General features: G+C 39.0%; 22 protein-coding genes. 8 read left to right on the top strand and 14 right to left on the bottom strand.

The window, feature by feature from the left end:
* Positions 1 to 91: 91 nt before the first annotated feature.
* Positions 92 to 1,807: a cation acetate symporter gene (locus tag HUV91_RS15095; protein ID WP_130072352.1), complete on the bottom strand. Its 1,716-nt coding sequence runs from the start codon at positions 1,805 to 1,807 to the stop codon at positions 92 to 94.
* A 1-nt stretch (position 1,808) separates the two neighbouring features.
* Positions 1,809 to 2,144, bottom strand: coding sequence for a DUF485 domain-containing protein (locus HUV91_RS15100; RefSeq protein WP_130072353.1), 336 nt, complete (start codon positions 2,142 to 2,144; stop codon positions 1,809 to 1,811).
* Between the two features lie 185 nt (positions 2,145 to 2,329).
* Here HUV91_RS15100 and HUV91_RS15105 point away from each other — a divergent pair, with 185 nt between their 5' ends.
* Complete coding sequence (locus HUV91_RS15105) at positions 2,330 to 5,821, top strand: PAS domain-containing hybrid sensor histidine kinase/response regulator (protein ID WP_174493937.1); 3,492 nt, start codon at positions 2,330 to 2,332, stop codon at positions 5,819 to 5,821.
* A 391-nt stretch (positions 5,822 to 6,212) separates the two neighbouring features.
* The gene (locus tag HUV91_RS15110) at positions 6,213 to 6,980 is read left to right on the top strand and encodes a hypothetical protein (protein WP_130072355.1); all 768 of its coding nucleotides are present in this window, start codon (positions 6,213 to 6,215) and stop codon (positions 6,978 to 6,980) included.
* Positions 6,981 to 7,032: 52 nt separating this feature from the next.
* Here HUV91_RS15110 and HUV91_RS15115 read toward each other — a convergent pair whose 3' ends face one another.
* The 5 genes from HUV91_RS15115 to pyrE all read right to left on the bottom strand — a co-directional run bounded on the left by HUV91_RS15115 (position 7,033) and on the right by pyrE (position 10,642).
* Entirely contained in the window at positions 7,033 to 7,632 is a 600-nt protein-coding gene (locus HUV91_RS15115) for an alpha/beta fold hydrolase (protein ID WP_174493938.1), read from the bottom strand.
* Between the two features lie 96 nt (positions 7,633 to 7,728).
* A complete protein-coding gene (locus HUV91_RS15120) occupies positions 7,729 to 8,127 on the bottom strand; it encodes an OsmC family protein (protein ID WP_130072357.1) in 399 nt (132 codons plus the stop codon).
* Between the two features lie 94 nt (positions 8,128 to 8,221).
* On the bottom strand, positions 8,222 to 9,169 hold the full coding sequence (locus tag HUV91_RS15125) for a pirin family protein (protein WP_174493939.1): 948 nt from the start codon (positions 9,167 to 9,169) through the stop codon (positions 8,222 to 8,224).
* Positions 9,170 to 9,359: 190 nt separating this feature from the next.
* Positions 9,360 to 9,911, bottom strand: a complete 552-nt coding sequence (locus tag HUV91_RS15130) for a hypothetical protein (protein WP_174493940.1) — start codon at positions 9,909 to 9,911, stop codon at positions 9,360 to 9,362.
* A gap of 80 nt (positions 9,912 to 9,991) precedes the next feature.
* Complete coding sequence (pyrE, locus tag HUV91_RS15135) at positions 9,992 to 10,642, bottom strand: orotate phosphoribosyltransferase (protein ID WP_130072360.1); 651 nt, start codon at positions 10,640 to 10,642, stop codon at positions 9,992 to 9,994.
* Positions 10,643 to 10,683: 41 nt separating this feature from the next.
* Here pyrE and HUV91_RS15140 point away from each other — a divergent pair, with 41 nt between their 5' ends.
* Both HUV91_RS15140 and HUV91_RS15145 read left to right on the top strand, forming a co-directional pair.
* A complete protein-coding gene (locus HUV91_RS15140; protein WP_130072361.1) occupies positions 10,684 to 11,502 on the top strand; it encodes an exodeoxyribonuclease III in 819 nt (272 codons plus the stop codon).
* Between the two features lie 516 nt (positions 11,503 to 12,018).
* A complete protein-coding gene (locus HUV91_RS15145; protein ID WP_174493941.1) occupies positions 12,019 to 12,366 on the top strand; it encodes a Spx/MgsR family RNA polymerase-binding regulatory protein in 348 nt (115 codons plus the stop codon).
* 124 nt (positions 12,367 to 12,490) lie between these two features.
* On the opposite strand, the gene HUV91_RS15150 is transcribed toward HUV91_RS15145, so the two are convergent.
* Entirely contained in the window at positions 12,491 to 12,919 is a 429-nt protein-coding gene (locus HUV91_RS15150; protein ID WP_130072363.1) for a DUF2147 domain-containing protein, read from the bottom strand.
* 156 nt (positions 12,920 to 13,075) lie between these two features.
* On the opposite strand from HUV91_RS15150, the gene HUV91_RS15155 reads away from it, so the two are divergent.
* Both HUV91_RS15155 and HUV91_RS15160 read left to right on the top strand, forming a co-directional pair.
* Complete coding sequence (locus HUV91_RS15155; RefSeq protein ID WP_174493942.1) at positions 13,076 to 13,990, top strand: alpha/beta hydrolase; 915 nt, start codon at positions 13,076 to 13,078, stop codon at positions 13,988 to 13,990.
* Between the two features lie 323 nt (positions 13,991 to 14,313).
* Positions 14,314 to 15,501: a GGDEF domain-containing protein gene (locus HUV91_RS15160; RefSeq protein ID WP_174493943.1), complete on the top strand. Its 1,188-nt coding sequence runs from the start codon at positions 14,314 to 14,316 to the stop codon at positions 15,499 to 15,501.
* Positions 15,502 to 15,511: 10 nt separating this feature from the next.
* On the opposite strand, the gene HUV91_RS15165 is transcribed toward HUV91_RS15160, so the two are convergent.
* From HUV91_RS15165 to prfB, 3 genes are all read right to left on the bottom strand, one after another.
* The gene (locus HUV91_RS15165; protein WP_174493944.1) at positions 15,512 to 16,585 is read right to left on the bottom strand and encodes an alkene reductase; all 1,074 of its coding nucleotides are present in this window, start codon (positions 16,583 to 16,585) and stop codon (positions 15,512 to 15,514) included.
* A 50-nt stretch (positions 16,586 to 16,635) separates the two neighbouring features.
* Positions 16,636 to 16,935, bottom strand: coding sequence for an ArsR/SmtB family transcription factor (locus tag HUV91_RS15170; RefSeq protein ID WP_174493945.1), 300 nt, complete (start codon positions 16,933 to 16,935; stop codon positions 16,636 to 16,638).
* Positions 16,936 to 17,097: 162 nt separating this feature from the next.
* Positions 17,098 to 18,193 (bottom strand): peptide chain release factor 2 gene (gene prfB, locus HUV91_RS15175; protein ID WP_130072368.1). Its coding sequence is split into 2 segments (ribosomal slippage): positions 17,098 to 18,120 and positions 18,122 to 18,193, totalling 1,095 coding nucleotides; the frame shifts between segments, so codons are not numbered across the junction.
* 454 nt (positions 18,194 to 18,647) lie between these two features.
* On the opposite strand from prfB, the gene HUV91_RS15180 reads away from it, so the two are divergent.
* Positions 18,648 to 19,418 carry a putative porin gene (locus HUV91_RS15180; RefSeq protein WP_174493946.1) on the top strand — a complete coding sequence of 257 codons (771 nt, stop codon included), beginning with the start codon at positions 18,648 to 18,650 and terminating at the stop codon, positions 19,416 to 19,418.
* A gap of 72 nt (positions 19,419 to 19,490) precedes the next feature.
* On the opposite strand, the gene recJ is transcribed toward HUV91_RS15180, so the two are convergent.
* Positions 19,491 to 21,194, bottom strand: coding sequence for a single-stranded-DNA-specific exonuclease RecJ (gene recJ, locus HUV91_RS15185; RefSeq protein WP_174493947.1), 1,704 nt, complete (start codon positions 21,192 to 21,194; stop codon positions 19,491 to 19,493).
* A gap of 200 nt (positions 21,195 to 21,394) precedes the next feature.
* On the opposite strand from recJ, the gene HUV91_RS15190 reads away from it, so the two are divergent.
* Positions 21,395 to 21,754: a hypothetical protein gene (locus HUV91_RS15190; protein ID WP_174493948.1), complete on the top strand. Its 360-nt coding sequence runs from the start codon at positions 21,395 to 21,397 to the stop codon at positions 21,752 to 21,754.
* A gap of 83 nt (positions 21,755 to 21,837) precedes the next feature.
* Here HUV91_RS15190 and pdxH read toward each other — a convergent pair whose 3' ends face one another.
* Both pdxH and glmM read right to left on the bottom strand, forming a co-directional pair.
* Positions 21,838 to 22,494 (bottom strand): pyridoxamine 5'-phosphate oxidase, encoded by a 657-nt coding sequence (gene pdxH, locus HUV91_RS15195; RefSeq protein WP_130072372.1) that lies wholly within the window; start codon positions 22,492 to 22,494, stop codon positions 21,838 to 21,840.
* Between the two features lie 20 nt (positions 22,495 to 22,514).
* Positions 22,515 to 23,849 (bottom strand): phosphoglucosamine mutase, encoded by a 1,335-nt coding sequence (gene glmM, locus HUV91_RS15200; protein ID WP_174493949.1) that lies wholly within the window; start codon positions 23,847 to 23,849, stop codon positions 22,515 to 22,517.
* Positions 23,850 to 23,970 lie beyond the last annotated feature (121 nt).

Raw genomic sequence — 23,970 nt, forward strand, 5'->3', positions numbered from 1 at the left:
TATATTGCAATTCAGATTTCAGATTTAAAATTCCAGATTCTACCCCACATAAAAAAAGTCCCTGATGGGACTTTTTTACACAAGTTCAGACTTAGTGATCAGATGCACCTGAGATACCAATACCTGTTTGCGAACGAACATATTGTGCATCAAATGCTTTACGTTCTGCTTCAGCACGTGCTGATTTATCTGTAATTGAGAAGAACCAACAACAGATGAATGCTAATGGCATTGCAAAGATTGCAGGGCCATTGAATGAGTTAATTGGCGTATCAGAGATTTTTAATGTATCTACCCAAACTGCTTTAGATAAGATGATTAATGTTACCGCTGTTACTAGACCTACCACGCCACCAATCACTGCACCACGAGTTGTTAAACCTTTCCAGAACATTGAAAGTACAAGTACTGGGAAGTTTGCACAAGCCGCTACTGAGAATGCCAAACCCACCATGAATGCTACGTTTTGTTTCTCGAACAAAATACCTAAGATCATCGCGAAAATTGCTAGACCTAAAGTTGCGATCTTAGACATACGTAATTCAGATTCAGGAGTCGTTTGACCTTTCTTGATTACGTTTGCATACAAGTCATGAGAGATTGCTGATGCACCAGACAAAGTCAAACCAGCCACAACCGCAAGAATTGTTGCGAACGCTACTGCTGAAATAAAGCCCATGAACAAGTCACCGCCAACAGCATCTGCAAGGTGGACTGCAGCCATGTTGTTACCACCAACAAGCTCTAACTTACCAGTCACCGCCATTTTCGCAACGTCGATGAATTGTGGGTTGTTTGATACAAAAAGGATCGCACCGAAACCAATAATGAAGGTTAATAGATAGAAATAACCAATGAAACCTGTTGCCACAACCACTGATTTACGTGCTTCTTTGGCATCTTTAACAGTAAAGAAACGCATAAGAATATGTGGTAAACCTGCTGTACCAAACATTAATGCCAAACCAAGTGATAGTGCATCTAATGGATTTGCAGCAAGACTCCCCGGCCCCATAATTTTAGAAGCTTCATCTAGGCTAACATCATGTACTTTCGCAAATACATCAATAGATTGCTTGAACATTTCAGAGAAGCTATAACCTACAGAATGCATCACCATGAACGCCATGAATGTCGCACCTGAAAGCAACATTACCGCTTTAATGATCTGTACCCACGTTGTTGCCAACATACCACCGAAGATCACGTAAGCCATCATCAGAAGACCTACGATCACCACCGCAATGTTATAGTTCAAACCGAATAATAGTTTGATGAGCTGACCTGCACCCACCATTTGAGCAATCAAATAAAATGCAACAACAACCAATGAACTGACTGCGGCTAAGGTACGTACTGGTTTTTCTTCCAAACGGAATGACACTACATCTGAAAGGTTATATTTACCCAAGTTACGTAGACGTTCAGCAACCAAGAACAATACGATTGGCCAACCGACCATGAAGCCCAGTGAATACAGCAAGCCGTCAAAGCCAGAGCTAAACACCATCGCAGAAATACCCAAGAACGATGCTGCTGACATATAGTCACCTGCAATCGCCAAACCATTTTGGAAACCTGAAATACCACCACCCGCAGTATAGAAATCCGCAGTGCTTGTGGTTTGTTTTGCTGCCCATTTAGTAATAAATAAGGTTAATCCAACAAAGACTGCAAACATAATGATTGCATGCCAATTGGTTGCTTGTTGTTCTGCTGCACCAAGGTCTGGACCAGCTTGAGCAATTGTTGAAAGCAGTGCTGTAGATGCAAGAGCTGCTTTAGTTTTTAAAGAGTTCCATTTCATCTTAGTGCATTCCTTTTTCATGTGCGATTGCTTCCACTTCTTTCATTGCATCTTCAGTCAATTTATCCAATTTATTATTGGCAATATATGAGTACACACCGCATAACACGAAAGAAAGCACAATAATGCCTAGTCCCAAAGGAATACCGATTGTGGTCACACCACCTTCAGATACCTTCGTCAATAAAAACTCTTTGTTGTAACCCACTAAAAGCATAAAGCCAACATAAACAAACAGCATAATTGCCGTAAGTGTCCAGCTTAATTTACTCTTTTTAGCCACCATTTCTTTGAATTTTGGATTATGTAGAATTGCATCTACCTGTCTCTCATCCATAATCTTGCTCCTTGATTTGCGACCAGTCCACTGGTTGCAATTTTTAATCATTATTTTGATAAGCTAAAATTAACAATGTTGTTGAGCTGCGTAACTTAGACTTTGGTCGTTAAATTTTGAACAGAATGAACGCGTCAGTTCATGTATGCGTTATCATAGTCTGAGATTTTTGAACTGTAGTTGTTATGAATAGTTGGTTGATTATTGGGGTTCTCGCCCTTTACATCATCATTTTGTTTGCCTGTGCATTCTTTGGTGAAAAACATGCCAGTCGACTGAGCACCAGAGGACGGATGCTTCTCTTTAGTCTAACATTGGGTGTCTATTGTTCATCTTGGACATTTTATGGTGCGACAGGTGCGGCAGTTCGCGAAGGAATTATTTTCCTTCCCATCTATTTAGGCCCGTTACTCTTTGTTGGACTCGGTTATGACATTTGGCGGCGTTTAGGACGTGTGCGTCAGCATCATGCCATTTCTTCGATCGCTGACTTTGTCGCAGCACGTTATGGTAAAAGTGGCACATTGGCTTCCCTTGTGACGATCCTTGCAGTCATCGCCATTATTCCTTATTTAGCACTACAGCTACGCGCCATTGCGCTCAGTGCATCCGTCATGCTTGATCATAATACCCAAGTGGTATCGACCACGACCAATGGGGTTTTAGCATTAACCGCTGTACTTGCAATTTTAGCGATGTTGTTCGGTACACGGCAAATTGCCAATACTGAACAACATGGTGGTTTAATGCTTGCTGTTGCATTTGAGTCATTTGTGAAGCTCTTTGCATTATTGTGTGTTGCATTCTTTTTTATTTTTGAAAATCCAGCCAATTTGCTGCAAATTTCTAAAGATGTCACTAAAACATTCCACGAAGTACAATTATTTGGTGTTCCTGAAACCTTTTGGGTACAAACCTTACTTGCAGCATTAGCCATCATTTGTTTACCACGACAGTTCCATGTTGCCGTGGTTGAATTGCGTGACGAAAAGCATATTCGTGGCGCACGGCGTTGGTTTGCGGCTTATCTGATTTTAACCATTATTGCGATTATTCCCATTGCAAGTTGGGCACTGCATGCCGCACCTTCGTACTTAAGTATTCCCGATGTCGCCGTGTTGTCTTTACCTCTGAGTTATGGGCAAGATTGGCTAACATTATTGGCATTTTTAGGTGGCTTTTCTGCATCTACAGGTATGCTGTTAGTGTCTTCTGTTGCTCTGTCTATTATGCTCAGCAATGACTTAATCATGCCTGCATTGTGGCGATTTAACTTATTGTCACGCCATGACAAACGCTTACCTCAAGTCCTCAAATTGACGCGGCGTATTTGTATTTTAGCCGTGATGTTCTTGGGCTTTTTATTCTTTCATTTCTTTAATGACATTGACCAACTGTCAACCTTTGGTCTATTGGCATTTAGTGCTGTTGCCCAATTTTCACCTGCCCTAATTGGGGGGTTATATTGGCGTGGTGGTAGTCGCCAAGGTGTTTACGCAGGACTAGTCATTGGTTTTATTTTATGGACTTATACCCTCCTACTGCCCACTGTATTACGCAGCCTACCTGCCGAATATAGCCAATTTTCACATCAGTTTTTAATCGCTGGCCCATTCAATATTCAGTGGTTACGTCCTGAGGCGTTATTAGGCTTTGAATCTTTTGCACCACTCACACATGGCGTGATCTGGGCATTGGGTTTAAATATCATGCTCTATATTTGGGTTTCTCGTATTTATCGCCCATCTGTTGCAGAACAAATCCAAGCAGAAAGTTTCTTCTACTATGAAACTAAACCTTTACCTGCACAAAGTACCTCAACAGATATCAATTATTTAAACCATGATGTAGCACGTTTAAAAGTAGGCGATTTGATTACGCTTGCCAAACGCATTACGGGTGAAGGTCCGACCATTCAAGCTTTTCGTCAATTTTGTATCATGAATAATGTGGTACTGAATGAAAATAGCAGTGCCAATGGCATGTGGTGGCGTTTCACCGAACAATATTTAGCAGGCACAATTGGTGCTGCATCTGCACGTACACTCCTTACAACAGCAATGGTCAACAACGGCTTAGCCCTTGGACAAGTTGCCAATATTCTCGATCAGGCATCGCAATGGCAACGGTTTAACCAAAACCTGATCATGACCATGATCGACCACATGACACAAGGGGTGAGTGTCGTCGATGAAAATATGTGTTTAGTGGCTTGGAATAACCAATACCTCAAACTTTTTGATTATCCCAAAGATTTGGTGTATGTCGGCTGTCCGATTGCCGATTTGATTCGTTATAACGCTGAACGTGGTGAATGTGGTCCAGGCTCCATCGAAGAACATGTGCGCAAACGTATACATTGGATGAAAGTCGGTAGTGCACATGAATTTGAACGTATTCGTAAAGATGGTCGTGTCATTCAAATGCGTGGTAACCCCATTGAAGGGGGTGGTTTTGTGACGACCTTTGCCGATATTACTGCGTTCCGTGAAAATGAAGCCGTGCTCGAAGCGCGTGTTTCTGATCGTACACAACAATTGGCAAATGCACTTGCAGAACAACAGTTGGCACGTGAACAAGCCGATAAAGCCAATATGTCAAAAAGCCGCTTTATTGCCGCAGCCAGTCATGACTTATTACAACCTATGCACGCCGCACGTTTATTCAGCACTGCGCTTGAGCAGAGTGTGCAAACCGATGAAGATCGTAAAACTCTACAACAACTGGATCGTGCCTTACATGGCGCAGAAAGTATGCTGTCTGCGCTATTGGACATTGCCCGTTTAGAAGGGGGAACGATTCAACCAAAACGGCAAATTTATCCATTGCATGATTTACTCAGCGATTTAGAACTACAGTTCAAGTCCATTGCCGCGCAGCGCAATATCAAATTGGTAGTACATGACGCGCAGTTTTGGATTGACACCGATCCACAATGGATTCGCCGTATTATTCAAAACTTTGTGAGTAATGCTTTGCGTTATACAGCCAAAGGGCGCGTGGTGGTGGGCGTATTACGTTCAGCGCCTCATAGCAAGCATATTCGCATCGGTGTATGGGACACAGGGCCAGGTATTGCGGAAGAACAACGCATTAAGCTATTCCAAGAATTTGAACGCTGTGGACATACCTCTCCGTGGGGCGAACAAGGTTTAGGACTTGGCTTAGCCATTGTACAACGTATGACCAGCTTACTCGACTACCCTGTACATGTTTACTCTGAATTAGGTAAGGGCTCATGCTTCATGATTGAAGTCCCTATTGTGGATGCACCTAAAGTCGTAGCAGCCCCTGTACAAGCCGTCCCATTACGGACTAAAGCCTATAAAATTTTATGCTTAGACAATGATGAGACGATCTTAGAAGGTATGCATACTTTACTGACCAAATGGGGTTATCAAGTCTTTAAAGCCACCGAACCTGAACAAGCATTAGACCTCATTCAACAGGAAAATATTCAAGTATGGTTGGTCGACCAACACTTAAATGACAATAAAATCGGCTTAGATTTTATTATAGAAAATCGTCAGGAGAATGTGCCTGTTGCCTTAATCACCGCAGACTCAGATCCTGAATTACCACAACATTTAAAAGAGTTGAATATTGTCTTACTGAAAAAACCGTTAAAACCTGCCTCATTACGTTCTTGGTTATCAGGTTTAAAAATCTCTAAATAGCATTTTTAAACTGTCGCCAAAATATGTTTTGATACATTTATCGCGCCTAAAAACACCGTTTTTAGGCGCTTTTTTTAAGTAAAATGACCGAGTTTTAAAACGATTAGGCGAAAATGCTCAAAACATTGCCCATTTAAGTAAAATTCATTGACCAAAAAATTCAACACGATGTTTTCTATGGCAAATTCAATCAAATTTATTACTATACACTTGTACACTTAGTTACAATTATTTAAATAGATGATTTCAATAAAAATAATATTAATAAAACCACGCCTAATACTTTAGTCGTATTCCTATTGCATCTTCAATAACTCATAAAATCTATTCATTGATTGATCAATTTGCATTTGGAATGATGCAACAAAAATTTAAAAGTAGGAGCTTTCCCATGAACATTTCAGCAGCAGTCCCACAGGGTATTCACCAAACACAACAATTCCACCGTCAGTATGGCGTGAATGCGATTTTGCCTGAAATCAATTGGGCAGAAGTTTTTCCACATAGCAAGCTTGAACATGCCCAATTACATGCACTGAATGCACTTTATCAAGCAGCAGTGCCGTTGGCGTTGAAAGTGTTTGAAGATCTAAAATTTGATGTCTTTACATCGGCTGCTTATCAACCACAAGGTTTAGGTTTATTTGACAAAATTGCGCAACAAGAAGAATTACTCATTCAAGAACTCAAAGAGGAATGTAAATCTTTAGATGATGAAACTCGTCATCAAATTTGGAGTATGTTATTACGTGGCGGTGCAGTATTGGTGTTTAAAGCGTGGTTAGGCAAAGTCAAAACAGGGGAAAATGTGCTTGACTTAACCCAATTTGATGAATTGTCTGATTTACTCTTTGTTAAAACCTCACCCACCACTTTGGCACAGCGTTTAAATGTTGACACACATGCAGCATATGACCATATCTTTTTAATGTATGGCGATGACATTTTCCTTGATCGCTTTAATAGCTTAGAAACCGCTGCCCTATTTGTCGACCTAGAAGTATATGATGCCGCATTCCTCAGCCTACGTGATGACCGTGTTGCCGAATATTTACAGTCAAAAGGATATGTCACCCCCGAACAAATCGAAGATTTAAAATGCGCACTCAATCCATTGGGTTGCCCAGATTTAGTTTCTAAACAGGACTGTTTGGCTTAATTCTTTCTATTCAACTGCAGTAAAATGCTCAAGCCTATCTTGGGCATTTTCATTACAGCTTTGCAAAGAACGCTAAAATGAGTCTCGACACTTGCTCTGCATAAACATTTGCCAAATCATGCTGTCCATGTGCAATCACAAAAAGCTCAGCCTTGGGTAATTTCTGTTGTAAATACTCACCCACAGCCACAGGACTGATTGGATCGGCATCGCCCCAGAGCAACAGCACAGGACATTGTATTTGATCCAACTGCGTACTGACATCGGAATGATGTGTCGCAAACCAATCTGGTACAGCCAAGTTAAGCTGATAATCATCTCGCCAATTCGCCACATCAAATGGGCTTAAATCAATACCGCCAGACGTTGCTACCAAAACTAAAGCCCGAACCAAATGTGGTTTTTGTAAAGCCGCTTGCACCGCAAAAATCCCACCCATAGATTGGGCTACAATCACACTCGGCTGCTGAATCTTTTGCAATACATAATGTTGTAGATCTTCAAAGCTTTGTACTTCAGCATGATCAGGATGACCACCAAAACTGGGATAAGCGACAATAGATGGATGCAAATGGCTTGGCAAAGCCTGCACCACAGGTTGCCAAAATGCTGTACTGCCCGAAGCACCCGGCAAAAATATAAAATTGTGCAAATTCAAATCTCTTTCAAGATGTTAAAGCATTCTTATTTTTAAATGGATGAGTTATAAAAAAAGGCATTGCCATAACAATACCTTTTAATGACTGCTTTAAAGTAATGTGGTTTGAATCTCGACACTACGCAATAAAGTTTTGGTGACAGGCGTTTTTTGACAAATATCTAAAACCTTTTGTTTTAACTCCGCAGAAAGTTCTTGCTCAAAAGACAAACGACGCTCAATCCATTCTTTGCCTTCTTTATTGGCATTAAAATCAGCTTCAACAGTGAACTCACCTAAATCAAAACCTTTGTGCTGTGCATACATACGTAAGGTAATCATGGTGCATGAGATTAATCCTGAACAAATAAAATCATAGGGTGCTAAGCCTTTATCTTGACCACCAAAAGATTCAGGTTTATCTGTCATGAGTTGATGTTGACCACTGGTCACTTCACCCGACCATGCTGTAGACAATGTTTTTACTTTTGCATGTGCAATCATTGCCATGGTTATTCTCCTGATGAATTTAAAATATGGCTCAAGCTGCCATGTTAAAACTCAACATACATCTGATGTTGAGCTAATCTTAAACATTTAAAACTTATTTTGACGGGCGCATTTTATCTGGGAATGCAGGTGCTTCTAAACGAGGACCATCATAGTCAGGAATTATGCCAAAACGCGCATCATGATTTATCCATTGCTCACGTGCAATTTTTAATTCTTCTTGCGTGCGCCCAACCAAATTCCACCATAATAAAATCGGTGACTCAAACGGCTCCCCACCAAGTAACAACAAACGACTACCCGCATAAAGCTGTATTTCTATTTCATTTAAACCTGGTTCTAACACCACCATATTATCATCAGTCAGTTCATGCCCATTGATGATTGCGTTGCCTTCTAACGCTAAAAAGCCATATTCAAACTGAGGATTAAGTGGAATACGTGTCGTGGTTGATTCTTGAGCTGTTAAATCAACGCCTAAAAGTTCACTATGGACCTTCACAGGCGAAGTCGTATCGAGATACTCACCAACCAATACTGTAAATTCAACCCCCTCTCGGATCACGACAGGCAACTCTGGATAATGATCAAACTGCGGTGCCATATTGAGTTTATCATCAGGCAATGCAATCCATAGCTGTGCAGCATGCATCTTGGTTTCAGTATCTGGTGCAACTTCTGTATGTGAAATGCCATAACCCGCCGTCATTAAGTTGACTTGTTTTGGGCGAATCAATTGTTTTGAACCAATGCTATCTGTATGCATCATGGTTCCTTCAATCATCCAGGTAAAGGTCTGTAAGCCAATATGTGGATGTGGTCCAACATCTAAACCATCGCCTTGTGGAAAATGGACTGGACCTGCGTGATCCAAAAAGCACCATGCGCCAATCATGCGTTTATGACGACTCGGTAATGCACGTTTAATGACGGTGCCTTTGCCAATCTCAGCAGAGCGAATTTCAAAATCTTGAATAAATTTATTCACGTATTTTTCACAATCGTCTGAATTCGAAATCTCGGTATAATTGGTATTGGTCATCTTGTTATCCTAAATTACCTATCCATAAAATTGTTATGGTCATGCTGAATATTGCACATTGTAGTCAATTTTTAAATCCTTGACCTATAGCACAATTAATACGCTGAATATCAAGGATAGGACAATAACAGAATTGTTTTTTTATTCTTATGTAAAAAAAATGACAGCAAAAAATTGAAATTAGATCAATCTATTGACTATGTGGCATTTGCACTTTCGATTTTAAACTTGCTTGTTCAGCAACCAATAAATTGGCGATCTGTGTCGGATCTTGAGGCAAACTCAAATGTATTTGACAGGTGAGTTCATGACTATTTTTACGTAACACCAAAATTTCTGCCAAAACTTCAATTGGGCGACCAATTTCAAAATCCGTTTTAACTAAACGCTCTCCACATTGTTGCGCATAATTACGGTCTAATTCCCCGATTTTAATATCATTTAACAACACTTGGATATGATATTTTTCTTGTCTTATTTCAGGTAGGCGTTGTAAACGCATTTTTTTATAGATGGGTTGTATTGTGGGTTTTAGCATCAGTTCAGTGATAATTTTACGCTGCATCGCATGACTTAATTTCAGTGCATAATCAAAGTCATCTATGTCTTGTAATAACAAAGGATGATCACGAAAAAACATATCACGTTCAAACTGATAACGTTGCCAACGTCGTTCATCCAATTGTTGTATCATAAAAAAACCAAGTACAATTACGATGACAACTAAAACTAAAAAAAGCATCTATCCATTCACCTGAAACAAATCAACCAACAAAATAAGGAGCTTACGCTCCTTACTCTAAATCATTATTTTTTACAGGCTTAAATACCATATTTAACACGATAAGCTTCCATTTTTGCCAAAGCTTCTTTTTCACCTTTAGCGTCTAAATATTCCATCAAATCTTTCATGGTAATTAAAGCATGTACAGGAATTTCTAACTCTTTTTGTACTTCTTGAATAGCAGACAATGAGCCTTGACCTTTTTCTTGACGATCTAAAGCAACCAATACACCTGCAATACTTGCACCCGCATTTTTCAAAATAGTCACAACTTCACGAATCGCAGTTCCAGCAGTGATCACATCATCAATGATCCACACTTTTTTACCTTCAACCGCAGCACCGACCAATACACCCCCCTCACCGTGATCCTTTGCTTCTTTGCGGTTAAAACCCCAAGGTACACTGACACCGTGAATTTGAGAAAGTGCCACAGCTGTTGCTGCAACAAATGGAATGCCTTTATAAGCAGGGCCAAAAATCACCTCAACATTGTTACATTGTGTGATTTTATCTGCATAACCCTGTGCAAGTAGCGATAATGCTTCACCATCGTTGAGCAAACCTGCATTAAAAAAATAAGGGCTCACACGGCCTGATTTTAAAGTAAACTCACCAAATTTAAGCACACCACGTGATAATGCGAGTTCGATAAAAGCTTGTGGGTTAAACTGAGCTGGCGTTGACATGAGGTGCTCCAAATATTCTGTATAGAGGTAAAGACTTGCGCATGATACCAAAGAGTAGCTATCCAAGTGATCAAAAAATTTTACGCGTTGTGTCCATTAACGTAAATGGTCTCCGTGCTTCTGTGACCAAAGGACTTCTTGACTGGATGGAACAATCCGATGCAGACGTGATCTGCATGCAAGAAAGTCGCATTACTCATGCACAATGGACAGACAAGTTTAAACCTGAAGGTTGGTACACACACCTATTCCCCGCAGAAAAAGCTGGCTATGCAGGAACTGCCATCTATAGCCGATTACCTTTTGTATCCGTCAAAGATGGTTTAGGATTTGAATTAGCCGATTCACAGGGCCGTTTTATCAGTGCTGAATTTGATCTCGGTTTAGAACAAAACATCCATATTTGTTCACTTTACCTTCCTTCAGGCTCATCAGGTGAAGAAGCACAAACACGTAAAGATCATTTTTTGGAAGAATATAAAATCATTTTAAAACAATGGCGTGATGAAAATAAATCAGTCATCGTTTGTGGGGATTATAATATCGTGCATAAACGCATTGATATTAAAAACTGGTCAGGCAACCAAAAAGCGTCTGGTTGTTTACCACATGAACGTGCTTGGCTCGACCATATTTATGATGATTTAGGCTATGTAGATACTTTCCGTGAAGTACGTAAAGAAGCTGAAGTTTATTCTTGGTGGTCAAATCGTGGGCAAGCTCGTGCTAAAAATGTGGGCTGGCGCATCGACTATCAAGCATGTTCACCAGACTGGAAAGCACGCACTGTCAATGCTTGGGTCTACAAAGAACAATGGTTTAGTGACCATGCACCGGTCATTATTGATTACCAAATTTAACGCGTTGTAGTCCTTTCTCAATATATTAAGTGAACACATGTTCACTTAATATATGTAAATATCGTACAATGCTTGTCGTGTTATCGTATTTTTTCTTCACCTCAATAAGCGCATTATTGTCTCACGGCACAGGGACATTGTCAGGATGACAGCAAAAGGATAGGACGCCGTAGGATGAAAAGAAAATACTAAACGCAAGTTTAATATTTTTAATGGATTTGACATTGGACGTTGTACTGAGACCCGCATAGTCAGGATGATTAGATGCGGGTTTTCTCTTTCTTATGTTTTAAATAATTACTTTGTTATTTTCAAGTGTTTTCGTTGTTTATCTTTATAATTTTTCTTCATGTTTATATCTCTTAATTTAAACACTTTATCTTTCATTTTTATGACAAGTGATATTTTCACCTTCCATTTCTCATTTTAAATTTTAAATCGTTTTTGGTCATCGCATTTTTTTGCTACCCTAAAATTTATCAGTATTCAAATTTAACGACAAATAGGTTCTCGACTATGTTGAAAATTTACGGAATCAAAAACTGTAATTCTATGAAAAAAGCATTTGATTTACTCAATGAATTGTCCATTCCTTATGAGTTTCATGATTATAAAAAACAAGGCATAGATGCGGACACATTAAAAAAATGGTTAACGCAGCAAGGAGCAGAGATTATTCTCAATAAAAAAGGCACAACCTGGAAAAAACTTTCTGAACAAGAACAACAAGAGGCTTTAGCAAGCCAAGAGAACCTCATTCAAGCACTCATCACACACACAAGTATGATCAAACGTCCTGTGATTGAAAAAGATGGCATGTACGTGGTCGGTTTTGATGAAGAAAAAATCAAAGCACTCCAATAATATCCAATGCGCGGTAACAACTTAAACAGCGTTTGATCTCATCTGTCACTCTATCTTTTTAAGTTAACAATAAAAAAGCTCGATATGTTCATCGAGCTTTTTTTAATCATTCATTGACTCAGGATTAGTTGGCACGAATCCAAGTTTGATTACGACCCAATGCTGAAACCCCCATATAACCACGTAAGTTAAGCTTATTACCTGCTAACTCACCTTTAAGCTTATAGGTTTTACCATTTTTTGGATCTAAAATTGTGCCGCCTTCATATTTACCATTTACATTTTTTAAACCGTAAACAATGGTGACACCTTTCAACGATTTATTGTGATACTTCCCTTCACATTTCGTACATGCATTTTCTTCACCTGGCGTCACAATGCTTTGAATCGTAGCTGAAAGCGTACCATTTTTTTGTTCAGTAAATTTCACCACTGCTTTAGCTTGTTTGGTTTCATCATCGATGGTTTTCCATACTGTGCCGTTAAGTGGATCTGCGGCATTGGCAAATGCTGTCACTGTCAATAAACCCATCATTAGTGCTATTTTTTTCATTTTTGTTGATTTCCCTAGTCATCATTAACATGTAATAGTATTCAAAAATTACAACAAATATGCAATTTTTGAATGTGACTATTTAGTGTACCCTTGTAAATAATGTTGGTTATTCAACAAATAAAAACAGTAAAAACCAAACAAAATGGAAAAAGCATGAAGATTAATCCGTTAATGAAACAATTCATCACAGAAACTATTTTAAAGACCAGTTTTAAAATGCCTAGTCGCTTAAATCTCCCACCGACTGCTGTACGTTTTGCTCTCGAACAACTGACACGTGTTTTTCCTCAACCCAAAGGCGTGGTTTTGCGCTCTTTGCGTATTGCAGGTATACATGCTGAAGAAATAAAGCCACAAGCTTCAACCACGCAGATGATTTTTCACATTCATGGTGGTGCTTTTTTCGTTGGTTCACTCAAAACACATCGGGCTTTTTTATCTGAAATTGCACTTCGCACACAAATGCAAGTCTTACATGTGGACTATCCTTTAGCACCTGATCACCCGTATCCTGAAGCAAGCGATGCGATTTATGATATTTATCAAATGCTTATGGATCAAGGTGTACAAGCCAAAGATATTATTGTTTCAGGTGATTCTTGCGGTGCAAATTTAGCTTTAGCACTCGCATTAAAACTAAAAAAAGACGATCCCGAACATCTACCCAGTGGCTTAATTTTAATGTCACCTTTTTTAGACTTAACATTAACCAGTGAATCTTTACGTTATAATCAAAAACATGATGCTTTACTTTCTGTAGAAGCCTTAGAAACGGGGATTAGTTATTATGTTCCACAAGGTATAGATGCTTCTATTCCTGAAATTTCACCTATTTTTGGTGATTTTAAAGGCCTCCCTCCTACACTTGTACAAGTGGGTTCAAAAGAAATCTTAATGGATGATGCAATCCGTTTCGAGAAAAAAGCTAAAAAAGCCGATGTAGATGTCACCTATAAACTCTATACAGGGATGTGGCATAACTTTCAAATGTTTAGTCCATGGTTTGATGAAGCAAAAAAAGCACTTGCCGATATTGCTGACTTTGCCCATCGACTTGATCAAAACTAATCACGTTGTAAAAAATATTAAGCAGTCAGTTAGCAATAGCTGCTCACTGCTTATATCGCATTTTTAGACATAATTTTAAATAAAAAAATATTTAGAAAATAATCATTTAGGTTTATAATTTTATAACACATAATTTATGCATTATTTTTCTTTTCAATCTATTTAAAATTGGCTCAGAATCGATATAAAAATATATCTTGAGTCAATTTAGTAAAAGATTAACTTAAAATGCTCCCGTAAAAAATACCGTGTTTTTTATTAAAATATTCTATATTTTAGAGTATGTATAAAAAATACATAAATAATGATTTAAGCTAACTCCCATGAATAATTTAGCAAAGAAAATGATCAATTATATACAATCTAACATTATTATGAGTTGGTCTACTATTCATAAATGTATTTTAGTATTGGTATTGGCTATTTTAATTCATTTACTTTGGATTATGTGGAAAGTTTATATTTTAATCACGCCAACACTGTGGCAATGGTTAAACATTTCATTATTAAAACATCAACTTTCGATTAACATTATTTCTATCATTTGTCTGACTATTTTAATTATTATCAGTATTTTTAATCATAAAAAACAATGGGTAAATCATTATTTTAGCTATTTTGTGATTACAACATTTATCTTAATTTTAATATTAGATGGTTATTTAGTTGGAATTTATAGTCCCGCAACAATATTTACCAGTGTTTGTGTCACAGGTATCGGATTAGTTTTATTTAATCAAAAAATTATTTATTTTAATTTAGTTTTAGCGACCTCTATTTTTTCCACTCTAATTTATCTGACCACTAAAAATATCATTCCTTATGCACCTATTTTTAGCCATCAACTATTAAATAGTATTCCCTATCATAATAGTTTTTGGGTTTATAGCATGATTTATTTCATTATTCCTGTGTTATTTGCAGGTCTATTTTTCTTTGAAATACTGCTCATGCAATGGCGCCATAGAGAATCTTTATTTCAACAGATTAGCCAAATCGATCCATTAACAGGGTTATATAATCGACGCTTTTTTGATGATAAAATCAAAGAGCTACAACAACAGCAGCTTTCTTATCTCATTATTTTACTTGATTTAGACCATTTCAAAGCGATTAATGATCGATATGGGCATCACACAGGTGATTTAGCACTTACACACATTGCAAAAACGTTATCTGCATCGGTTCGTAAAACGGATATTGTCGCGCGTTATGGTGGTGAGGAATTTATTTTAATTTTACCACAAATTACAGAAACACAAGCTTTAGAAATCGCAGAAAAGTGTCGAAAAATGATTGCTCACCATCCTTTACAACTCGATGATGGTCAACAGATTTATCTGACGGCTAGTTTTGGTTTAGGCATAACTCGCAACTTAGCAAATATTGATCAAGCGATTTATTTAGCAGATCGAGCACTCTATCACGCCAAACAAGCAGGGCGAAATCAAGTACAAATTTATGATGGAACAACATTTCAGTCATTCCAACATAAAACGCTCAAACCTTGAATGCTAAAGTTTAAGCGGTCGGCTCTTCTGCTAAAGCAGGGTAATCAATATAGCCTTCTGCTGTTTGTGAGCCGATCATATTGTCAAACACCAACTCATTCAAAGGTGCATCCAGAAGTAAACGTTCATACAGATCAGGATTTGCAATATAAGCTTTACCAAAAGACACCGCATCGGCTTTGCCTGAAGCTAAGAGTTCAATGGCATCTGCACGGCTTAATTTCATATTGGCAATGTATGGCACGCCACCTGAACGTTCTTTCATATAAATGCTGATACTGTCATCTGCTAGATATTCACGGGTAAAGAAGAACGCGATTTTACGTTTACCCAATTCTTCAAGTGCATAGCCAAAGGTTTCACGTGGATCAGCATCCCCCATGTCATGTTCATCGCCACGAGGTGCCAAATGCACACCCACACGACCCGCACCCCAAACTTCGATCAAGGCATCGGTCACTTCAAGCAATAGACGGGCACGGTTTTCCACAGAGCCACCGTATTCATCATCACGCTGATTGGTTTTACTCTGTAAAAACTGATCGATCAAATAACCATTGGCAGCATGGAGTTCAACACCATCAAAACCTGCGTCTTTGGCACGGATTGCAGCCTGTTTATATTGTTCAACAATGCTTTTAATTTCTGTAATTTGCAAAGGACGTGGCACAACATAATCACGTTTTGGACGAAGTAAACTGACTTGCCCTGCTTGCTGTACTGCACTTGCCGAAACAGGCGTTTCACCACCCAGTAGATCAGGATGTGAAACACGTCCGACATGCCAAAGTTGAGCAACAATCAAACCACCTTTGTCATGTACTGCCTGCGTGGTTAGCTTCCAGCCTTCCACGTGAGCATCGGTGAATAATCCCGGCGTGTTTAAATACCCATTGGCTTGTTCAGAAATAACCGTCGCTTCAGAAATGATTAAACCTGCACTGGCTCTTTGAGCATAGTACTCTGCCATCATTGCCGTAGGAACCCGGTCTATGGTCGCGCGACTACGGGTTAAAGGTGCCATGATGACACGGTTTTTAAGGTGTAAATCACCTAAAATAAGCGGAGAATTCAGTTCAGCCATTTTTGCCTCATTCAGCACCAAAGAGAGAGAATCTCAGCATCTGCTGAGTTTTACAGTGCTTGCTGTAAATGTTCAATATATTGCTGAATAAGAGCTTCATTGCGAGAAAAATAAGACCATTGACCATATTTTTCAGCCTGAATTAGACCTGACTGTTGTAACACAGACAAATGATTTGACATCGTGGATTGTGAGACCTTACCGAGTTTTTCGATATTCCCTGCACAAATCCCACGACTAAAGCCTCCGCACTGTTCTTCGCACAGATATTGCTGCGGGTTTTTCAACCACGCCAAGATCTGCCGTCGAGTCGGATTTGCCAAAGCTTTAGAAATTAAATCAATATCCATACTTAGAACTCGTATCAGACATATCCAAATGCACAACAAAGCATTACCCAGCATCGTTAAACTCAATATATCGTATTTTTTCGATTTTAATATCGATTATTTTAGATATATTGTAAAAATGCAGATAATGCTTTGCTTTTTATAAAAATTTAATTTCAGCGATTAAAGCCCTTGCTTTAAGCTCGCCTCAATAAATTTATCCAGATCACCATCAAGAACCGCACCTGTGTTGGAATTTTCCACGCCTGTACGCAAGTCTTTAATACGTGAATCATCCAATACATACGAACGAATCTGGCTGCCCCAACCAATATCAGACTTAGAGTCTTCAAGTGCCTGTGCTGCCTCGTTACGTTTACTCATTTCCAGTTCATACAATTTTGCACGTAACTGTTTCCATGCATGGTCACGGTTGGCATGTTGTGAACGTTGGTTCTGACATGCAACCACAATACCTGTTGGTGCATGTGTTAAACGTACCGCAGAGTCAGTTTTGTTAATGTGCTGACCACCTGCACCTGATGCACGGTAGGTATCTGTGCGAACATCGGCAGGGTTAATATCAATTTCAATATTGTCATCGACTTCAGGTGAAACGAATACTGCTGAGAATGAAGTATGACGACGGTTACCGGAGTCAAAAGGTGACTTACGCACTAAACGATGTACACCAGATTCGGTACGTAACCAACCATAAGCATACTCACCTTCCACACGAATGGTTGCAGATTTAATCCCTGCTACATCGCCATCCGATTCTTCCATCAGTTCGGCTTTAAAGCCATGACGTTCAATCCAACGCATATACATACGTAGTAACATCGAAGCCCAGTCCTGTGCTTCTGTACCGCCAGAACCTGCCTGAATTTCCACATAACATGGGTTCGGGTCCATTGGGTTACTAAACATACGACGGAACTCAAGCTTCGCCAATTCAGCTTCTGCTGTGTCTAACTCTGCTTGTACATCGACCAATAAACTTTCATCATCCGCTTCAACAGCCAAGTCTAAAAGTGCTTGAGCATCTTCAATTTGTGTGGCTAAACCTTCTAAAACGTTGAGTACGTTTTCAAGTTCACCTTTTTCTTTAGCCATCGCCTGTGCACGGCTTTGGTCATTCCAAATGGCAGGATCTTCTAACTCGCGGAGAACCTCTTCTAAACGCTCTTTCTTTAGATCGTAGTCAAAGATACCCCCGTAGTGTAAGACCACGGTCATTTAAGTCTTTTAATTGGTTTAGAAATGGATTTATTTCCACGAGTGCTATCCTATGTATCAAAATTTATTCGGGGGCATTCTATCACAGAGCATATAAACATGAAAAAATGCTTTTATTTTTAGAATAAATTGCTTGTTTCAGCTATAAAATATTGCCTACTTTTACGCGGTATACTGAGGTCAATTGAGCAATTAAATTTCACAATATTTTGGCAAAATGACAACGGCTAAAAAATGTATTGTTACATATTTTGTTTTATTTTTAATCAAAATTTAAGATTACACACATTTTCTACATAGTTTTAATAAAACAAAACATAAACATATATAATTGAAAATAAATAATTTAATTATTGAATTTTACATTAATTTACCAACATTACAGTTCTGTTACTTTGCAATGATTGACGCAGTTATTATTTCCCTTAGACTGAACTTGTAACAAAAGATTTAAAACGATGAAACTATATTTCTTTCAGAGGGGAGAAGAATCCATGAAAAAATTAGCAATCGCTTCAGCAATCGCACTTTCAGCGATCGCAGTTTCAGGCACTGCAAATGCTTATCAAGCAGAAGTAGGCGGTTCTTATACTTATACTGATTGGGATGATTTTGATGCAACACATCAATTCGGTGTAGATGGAACTTACTATTTCAACCCAGTACAAACACGTAATGCACCTTTAAATGAAGCAGCCTTCCTTGACCGTGCAAGTAATGTAAAAGCACATGTAAATTATGCCGACAATGATGGCATCAAAGATTCACAATATGGTGCAGGCGTTGAGTACTTCGTACCAGGTAGTGACTTTTATTTAAGTGGTAATGTTGGTCGTGACGATCTTGAAGTCGACAATACTAATGTAGATCGCAAAAAAACTACATATGGTGCTGAAGTTGGTTATTTACCTGCACCAGGTTTATTGCTTGCATTGGGTTTAAAAGGCTATGACATTAAAGATGGCGATGATGGTGTAGACCCAACTGTACGTGCAAAATATGTCACTCAAGTTGGTCAATACGATGCTAACTTCGAAGCATATGGTGCATTTGGTGACTTAGATGAATATAAAGTACGTGGTGACTTGTATTTAGACAAAACATTAAGTGTTGGTGTTGATTACTTAAATGATGATGTACTTGATCATGATGAGTTTGGTATTTCTGCGAAGAAATTCTTAAATCAAAATGTCAGCGTTGAAGGTCGTGTAGGCTTCGGTGATGACTACAATACTTATGGCGTACGTGCAGGCTATCGTTTCTAAGATTAAACGAGCTTAGCAAAACAAAAAACCGCTCAACTTTGAGCGGTTTTTTCATGGAAATGGAAAAATAGCTTACTGTTGTAAATGCAACATTCTCAGTTGCACACTAACATTGCCATTGAACTGATTTTTATCTAATTCATAAACCAAATGTACCTGTGGTTTCGCAGGGTCAAAATCAAACCGATCTGCAACATTAAATGCTATTGCATCTACAGATTGCCCATTGCCCAGTGCCAATTTCAATTTTAAATGCACGTCTTTCAGCCAACGATGTTCTAATACCTGAAAATGCCCTTCAAATACAGGTGCAGGGAATTTTTGCCCCCAAGGGCCTAAATTTTCAATGGTATTCACGGTCGTCAGTTGAATCTCATGCAATGGTAATTCGCCATCTGTCCATAACGTTGCTTGAAATAACTCATCCTCAGATTGGGCAATCAATTCAGTAAAAATCTGCTTAAATTCTTCAAAGTGCTGCTTTTTGATGGTTAAGCCTGCCGCTGCTGCATGCCCACCAAAGAAACTGACCAAGTGAGGGTGCTGCTCCGCCACTTTTTCAATGCAATCGCGAATATGGATCCCTTCAATGGAACGAGCTGAACCTTTGATATGAATACCATCTTTATCCGCAGCAAAGACGATACTCGGGCGATGAAACTGTTCTTTTAAACGTCCCGCAACAATGCCGATCACGCCTTGATGCCAATCTTCATCAAACATCACCAAGGCGGCAGGTAAATGATTTTGATCTAATTGTAATTTCTCCATCTCAAGCAAAGCTTGCTGCTTCATTTGCGATTCAATTTGACGGCGTTCCAAATTTAAATCATTGAGTTGGCGTGCTAAGGCATAGGCTTTTTGTGCATCGGTTGCCAACAGGCATTCAATGCCAATATCCATCGTGTCCATACGCCCTGCGGCATTAATCCGAGGACCGAGTACAAAACCTAAATCTGAGGCTTTTAACTCTGCGGGTTCACGCCCTGCGATATCGAGCAATGCACTGATGCCAACACGGCATTGATTTTGTTGAATGCGTTTTAAACCTGCATCTACCAAAATGCGATTGTTATAGTCTAAACTTGCCACATCCGCATAGGTTCCCAATGCCACTAAGTCTAAATACTGTGCCATCTTCGCAGCCGACTTTCCTTGTTTGCCACGATAACTACTTAGATTGGCAAGCAAATAAAAGGCAACACCAACCCCTGCTAATGCCTTACTTGGAAAATCACAGCCCAACTGATTTGGGTTCACAACAGCCTCAGCTTTTGGTGTTTCTTTAGTGGTTAAATGATGGTCGGTAATAATCACTTGCATCGCATGTGACTGTGCCTGTTCCACCCCTGCATGACTTGAAATGCCATTGTCCACAGTAATCAATAGGTCAGGTTGAAAACTTTCAAAAGCCAAATCGGCAATTTTAGGTGTTAAGCCATAACCATATTTAAAACGATCAGGCACCAGATAATGCACATCCGCACCCATTTCGGTCAGTGCTAAAATCATCAATGCGGTACTGGTTGCACCATCAGCATCGTAGTCACCCACAATCACAATTTTTTGATGTTCATCTATCGCACGGTCAATGATTTCGATGGCTTGATCAAGACCTTTCAAGGTTGGCGCAAGTAAGTATTTCAGTTTTAAATCGAGTTCTTGCTCAGACTGCACACCACGTCTTGCTAAAATTTCAGCAGCGAAATGTGGCAATTGCGGAAAAACATCAGGAGAGCTTAACAAGGGTCGTTGTCGAATTTTAATTTTATTCACTGCATTCACATGTCATATCAATTAAATAGGATTATAAAGAGTTCCTTTTTCATTCAGCAAGCATAGGATTTTTGCAGCATGTCCAATATAACAATCAGCTTTTGAGTGCTTGTTTAGACCTTAAATAATTCAGTCATTTAGCTTAAAATACCAACAAATTTATACACCATAATCAATTCAACTTTTATAATGAGGATATGATGAAAAAAATTCTTTTGGCATTTGGACTATTCAGCCTACAACATGCATATGCTTTACCTAGCACAATGACTGAAGAGGTCTATTTAAAATCATTTGCTTGTGGTTCAGATAGTTGTTATTTATCTATGGAAATTGCCAATGTAGACAATGTTCAGCTTTCAACTTTCTGTGGCGACCGTCAATATTGCACGCAATACCATCAAGCATATGAAAATATGATGCAACACCTTGCTGAAGATGAATATCAGGAATATGAACTGAATGACCGTAAAGCACGTGTCAATCTTAAATTAGTGGATAATCCTTATTCAGGACAAAAAATTTATGAAACTCAAAGTATTGTGTATTTAAAAAATTAAATCTTAAAATCAAAAGAGATCACAAACGATCTCTTTTCATCATTACATATAGCTTAATACAAAGCATTGATATTCATCATATTTTAAGGCATTAACCGTCGAATCTGCCAAGCTGCATCCACTTTTTCATAGCTTAGACGATCATGTAAACGGTTCGGACGACCTTGCCAAAATTCATAATGTTGTGGTTCTAAACGATAACCACCCCAAAATTCAGGTTTATTCAGCTCAGACTGTTGCTCAACTCGATCATGCAATGCTTGAAAACGTTGTTGTAGTAATTCACGACTTTCGATCACACCACTTTGTGGTGTACTGATATGCGCTGCAATTTGGCTATCACGTGGACGCTTATGATAATAATCGGTGGACTCTTCAAGTGAAATCTTCGTGACATAACCACCAATCCGCACCTGACGCTCTAATTCAGCCCAATAAAATAAAATTTCTGCATAAGGATTAGCAGCTAAATCTAAACCTTTTTGACTGTCATAGTTGGTATAAAAATCATAACCTGCTTCCGTTGCACCACGCAGTAGCACAGTACGCACATGCGGACGACCTTTATCATCCGCAGTCGCCAAAGACATAGCATAAGGTTCATGTAGTTTTGCAGTTAAAGCCAGATTGAACCAATTCAGAAATTGTTCATGTGGATTTGTATCCACTTGATCTTCATGCAGTTCACCTTTTTCATAAGTCAGGCGTAGCTCACTTAAATCTTTAATGACATCACTCATGTACCTTATCCCCTTAACTCTTAAGCCTTCGCATGTTGGCGGACTTGATCTGCCAAATGATTTGCAAGATCAGTTACTTCTTGTAAATTATCCCCTTCAACCATAACACGGATTACAGGCTCAGTGCCTGATTTACGAATCAGAATACGACCACGACCTTTCAATTGCTTTTCAGCTTGATCAAATGCGGCAACCAATGCAGGTACAGCAAACGGGTCATACATTTCTTCTAAACGTACATTTACCAAAACATTTGGCAAAAGTTTAAAGTCAGCGATTAATTCATCTAAAGCTTTGTCTTGCTCAACCATAACCGTCAAGACTTGCAGTGCTGCAATGATCGCATCACCTGTAGTGCTTTTATCCAAAGTCAAAATATGACCTGAAGGCTCACCACCGATCGCCCATTGATTGTCTTCGAGTGCCTGCAATACATAACGGTCACCCACTTTGGCACGAACAAATGGTACTTGTGCTTTTTCAAGTGCAAGTTCTAATGCCATATTGCTCATCACAGTTCCCACAATACCCGCAGGTTTGTTTGCGGCTTGTGTTGCGAGGATATATAAAATCGCATCGCCATCAACCAAGTGACCATGACGATCGACCAAAACTACACGATCCGCATCACCATCAAAGGCAATACCTAAATCTGCTTGGTGTTGTACCACTGCTTTTTGTAAATTTTCAGGATGGGTTGAGCCACAACCTTCATTAATATTTAAGCCTGTCGGTTCGTTATACAGAGCAATCACTTTCGCACCGAGTTCACGAAATACCGCAGGGCCTACGCTATAGGCTGCACCATGTGCACAATCCACCACAATTTTTAAATGGCGTAAGTTGAAATGGTATGGGAATGTCGACTTACAAAACTCGATATAACGACCATTGGCATCTTTAACACGGACACTTTTACCCAAATTGGCGTTGTCTTCGATTACGATGTCATTTTCTAATTCTTTATTAATCGCTTCCTGAATGGCGTCAGGTAATTTTTTACCTTCATCAGAAAAGAATTTAATCCCATTATCAAAATATGGGTTATGTGAAGCTGAAATTACGATACCCAAATTGGCATGTAAAGCACGGGTCAAATGTGCAATCGCAGGCGTTGGCAAAGGACCAAGCAAATGCACATACACACCTGCTGCATTCAATCCTGCTTGTAAAGCAGCTTCTAAAATATAACCTGACAAACGTGTATCTTTACCCAAAACAACAATAGGCTTGGTTTTTGGACTAATTTGCTTTAATACTTTTCCTGCTGCAAATCCTAATTTTAATGCAAATTCTGGGGTAATTGGGAGTTCACCAAATTTGCCTCGAATCCCGTCTGTACCAAAATAACTCATTTTTTACCCACTTATTTATCGTGTTGTTTAACAGTTGATTTTCAATCGCATTACTTTACACCAAAATAAAAAAACCGTCATAAAATGACGGTTTTTAAATGCAAAATTACAACGAAAAAAG

The sequence above is a fragment of the Acinetobacter sp. Marseille-Q1623 genome, from assembly GCF_902809895.1.
GTDB classification, from domain to species: Bacteria; Pseudomonadota; Gammaproteobacteria; order Pseudomonadales; family Moraxellaceae; genus Acinetobacter; species Acinetobacter piscicola_A.

What these genes read in the sequence shown, in the direction of transcription:
- HUV91_RS15095 (WP_130072352.1), bottom strand. Translation starts at nt 1,807, where the DNA reads ATGAAATGGAACTCTTTAAAAACTAAAGCAGCTCTTGCATCTACAGCA.
- HUV91_RS15100 (WP_130072353.1), bottom strand. Translation starts at nt 2,144, where the DNA reads ATGGATGAGAGACAGGTAGATGCAATTCTACATAATCCAAAATTCAAA.
- HUV91_RS15105 (WP_174493937.1), top strand. Translation starts at nt 2,330, where the DNA reads ATGAATAGTTGGTTGATTATTGGGGTTCTCGCCCTTTACATCATCATT.
- HUV91_RS15110 (WP_130072355.1), top strand. Translation starts at nt 6,213, where the DNA reads ATGAACATTTCAGCAGCAGTCCCACAGGGTATTCACCAAACACAACAA.
- HUV91_RS15120 (WP_130072357.1), bottom strand. Translation starts at nt 8,127, where the DNA reads ATGGCAATGATTGCACATGCAAAAGTAAAAACATTGTCTACAGCATGG.
- HUV91_RS15125 (WP_174493939.1), bottom strand. Translation starts at nt 9,169, where the DNA reads ATGACCAATACCAATTATACCGAGATTTCGAATTCAGACGATTGTGAA.
- HUV91_RS15130 (WP_174493940.1), bottom strand. Translation starts at nt 9,911, where the DNA reads ATGCTTTTTTTAGTTTTAGTTGTCATCGTAATTGTACTTGGTTTTTTT.
- pyrE (WP_130072360.1), bottom strand. Translation starts at nt 10,642, where the DNA reads ATGTCAACGCCAGCTCAGTTTAACCCACAAGCTTTTATCGAACTCGCA.
- HUV91_RS15140 (WP_130072361.1), top strand. Translation starts at nt 10,684, where the DNA reads ATGATACCAAAGAGTAGCTATCCAAGTGATCAAAAAATTTTACGCGTT.
- HUV91_RS15145 (WP_174493941.1), top strand. Translation starts at nt 12,019, where the DNA reads ATGTTGAAAATTTACGGAATCAAAAACTGTAATTCTATGAAAAAAGCA.
- HUV91_RS15150 (WP_130072363.1), bottom strand. Translation starts at nt 12,919, where the DNA reads ATGAAAAAAATAGCACTAATGATGGGTTTATTGACAGTGACAGCATTT.
- HUV91_RS15155 (WP_174493942.1), top strand. Translation starts at nt 13,076, where the DNA reads ATGAAGATTAATCCGTTAATGAAACAATTCATCACAGAAACTATTTTA.
- HUV91_RS15160 (WP_174493943.1), top strand. Translation starts at nt 14,314, where the DNA reads ATGAATAATTTAGCAAAGAAAATGATCAATTATATACAATCTAACATT.
- HUV91_RS15165 (WP_174493944.1), bottom strand. Translation starts at nt 16,585, where the DNA reads ATGGCTGAACTGAATTCTCCGCTTATTTTAGGTGATTTACACCTTAAA.
- HUV91_RS15170 (WP_174493945.1), bottom strand. Translation starts at nt 16,935, where the DNA reads ATGGATATTGATTTAATTTCTAAAGCTTTGGCAAATCCGACTCGACGG.
- HUV91_RS15180 (WP_174493946.1), top strand. Translation starts at nt 18,648, where the DNA reads ATGAAAAAATTAGCAATCGCTTCAGCAATCGCACTTTCAGCGATCGCA.
- HUV91_RS15190 (WP_174493948.1), top strand. Translation starts at nt 21,395, where the DNA reads ATGAAAAAAATTCTTTTGGCATTTGGACTATTCAGCCTACAACATGCA.
- pdxH (WP_130072372.1), bottom strand. Translation starts at nt 22,494, where the DNA reads ATGAGTGATGTCATTAAAGATTTAAGTGAGCTACGCCTGACTTATGAA.
- glmM (WP_174493949.1), bottom strand. Translation starts at nt 23,849, where the DNA reads ATGAGTTATTTTGGTACAGACGGGATTCGAGGCAAATTTGGTGAACTC.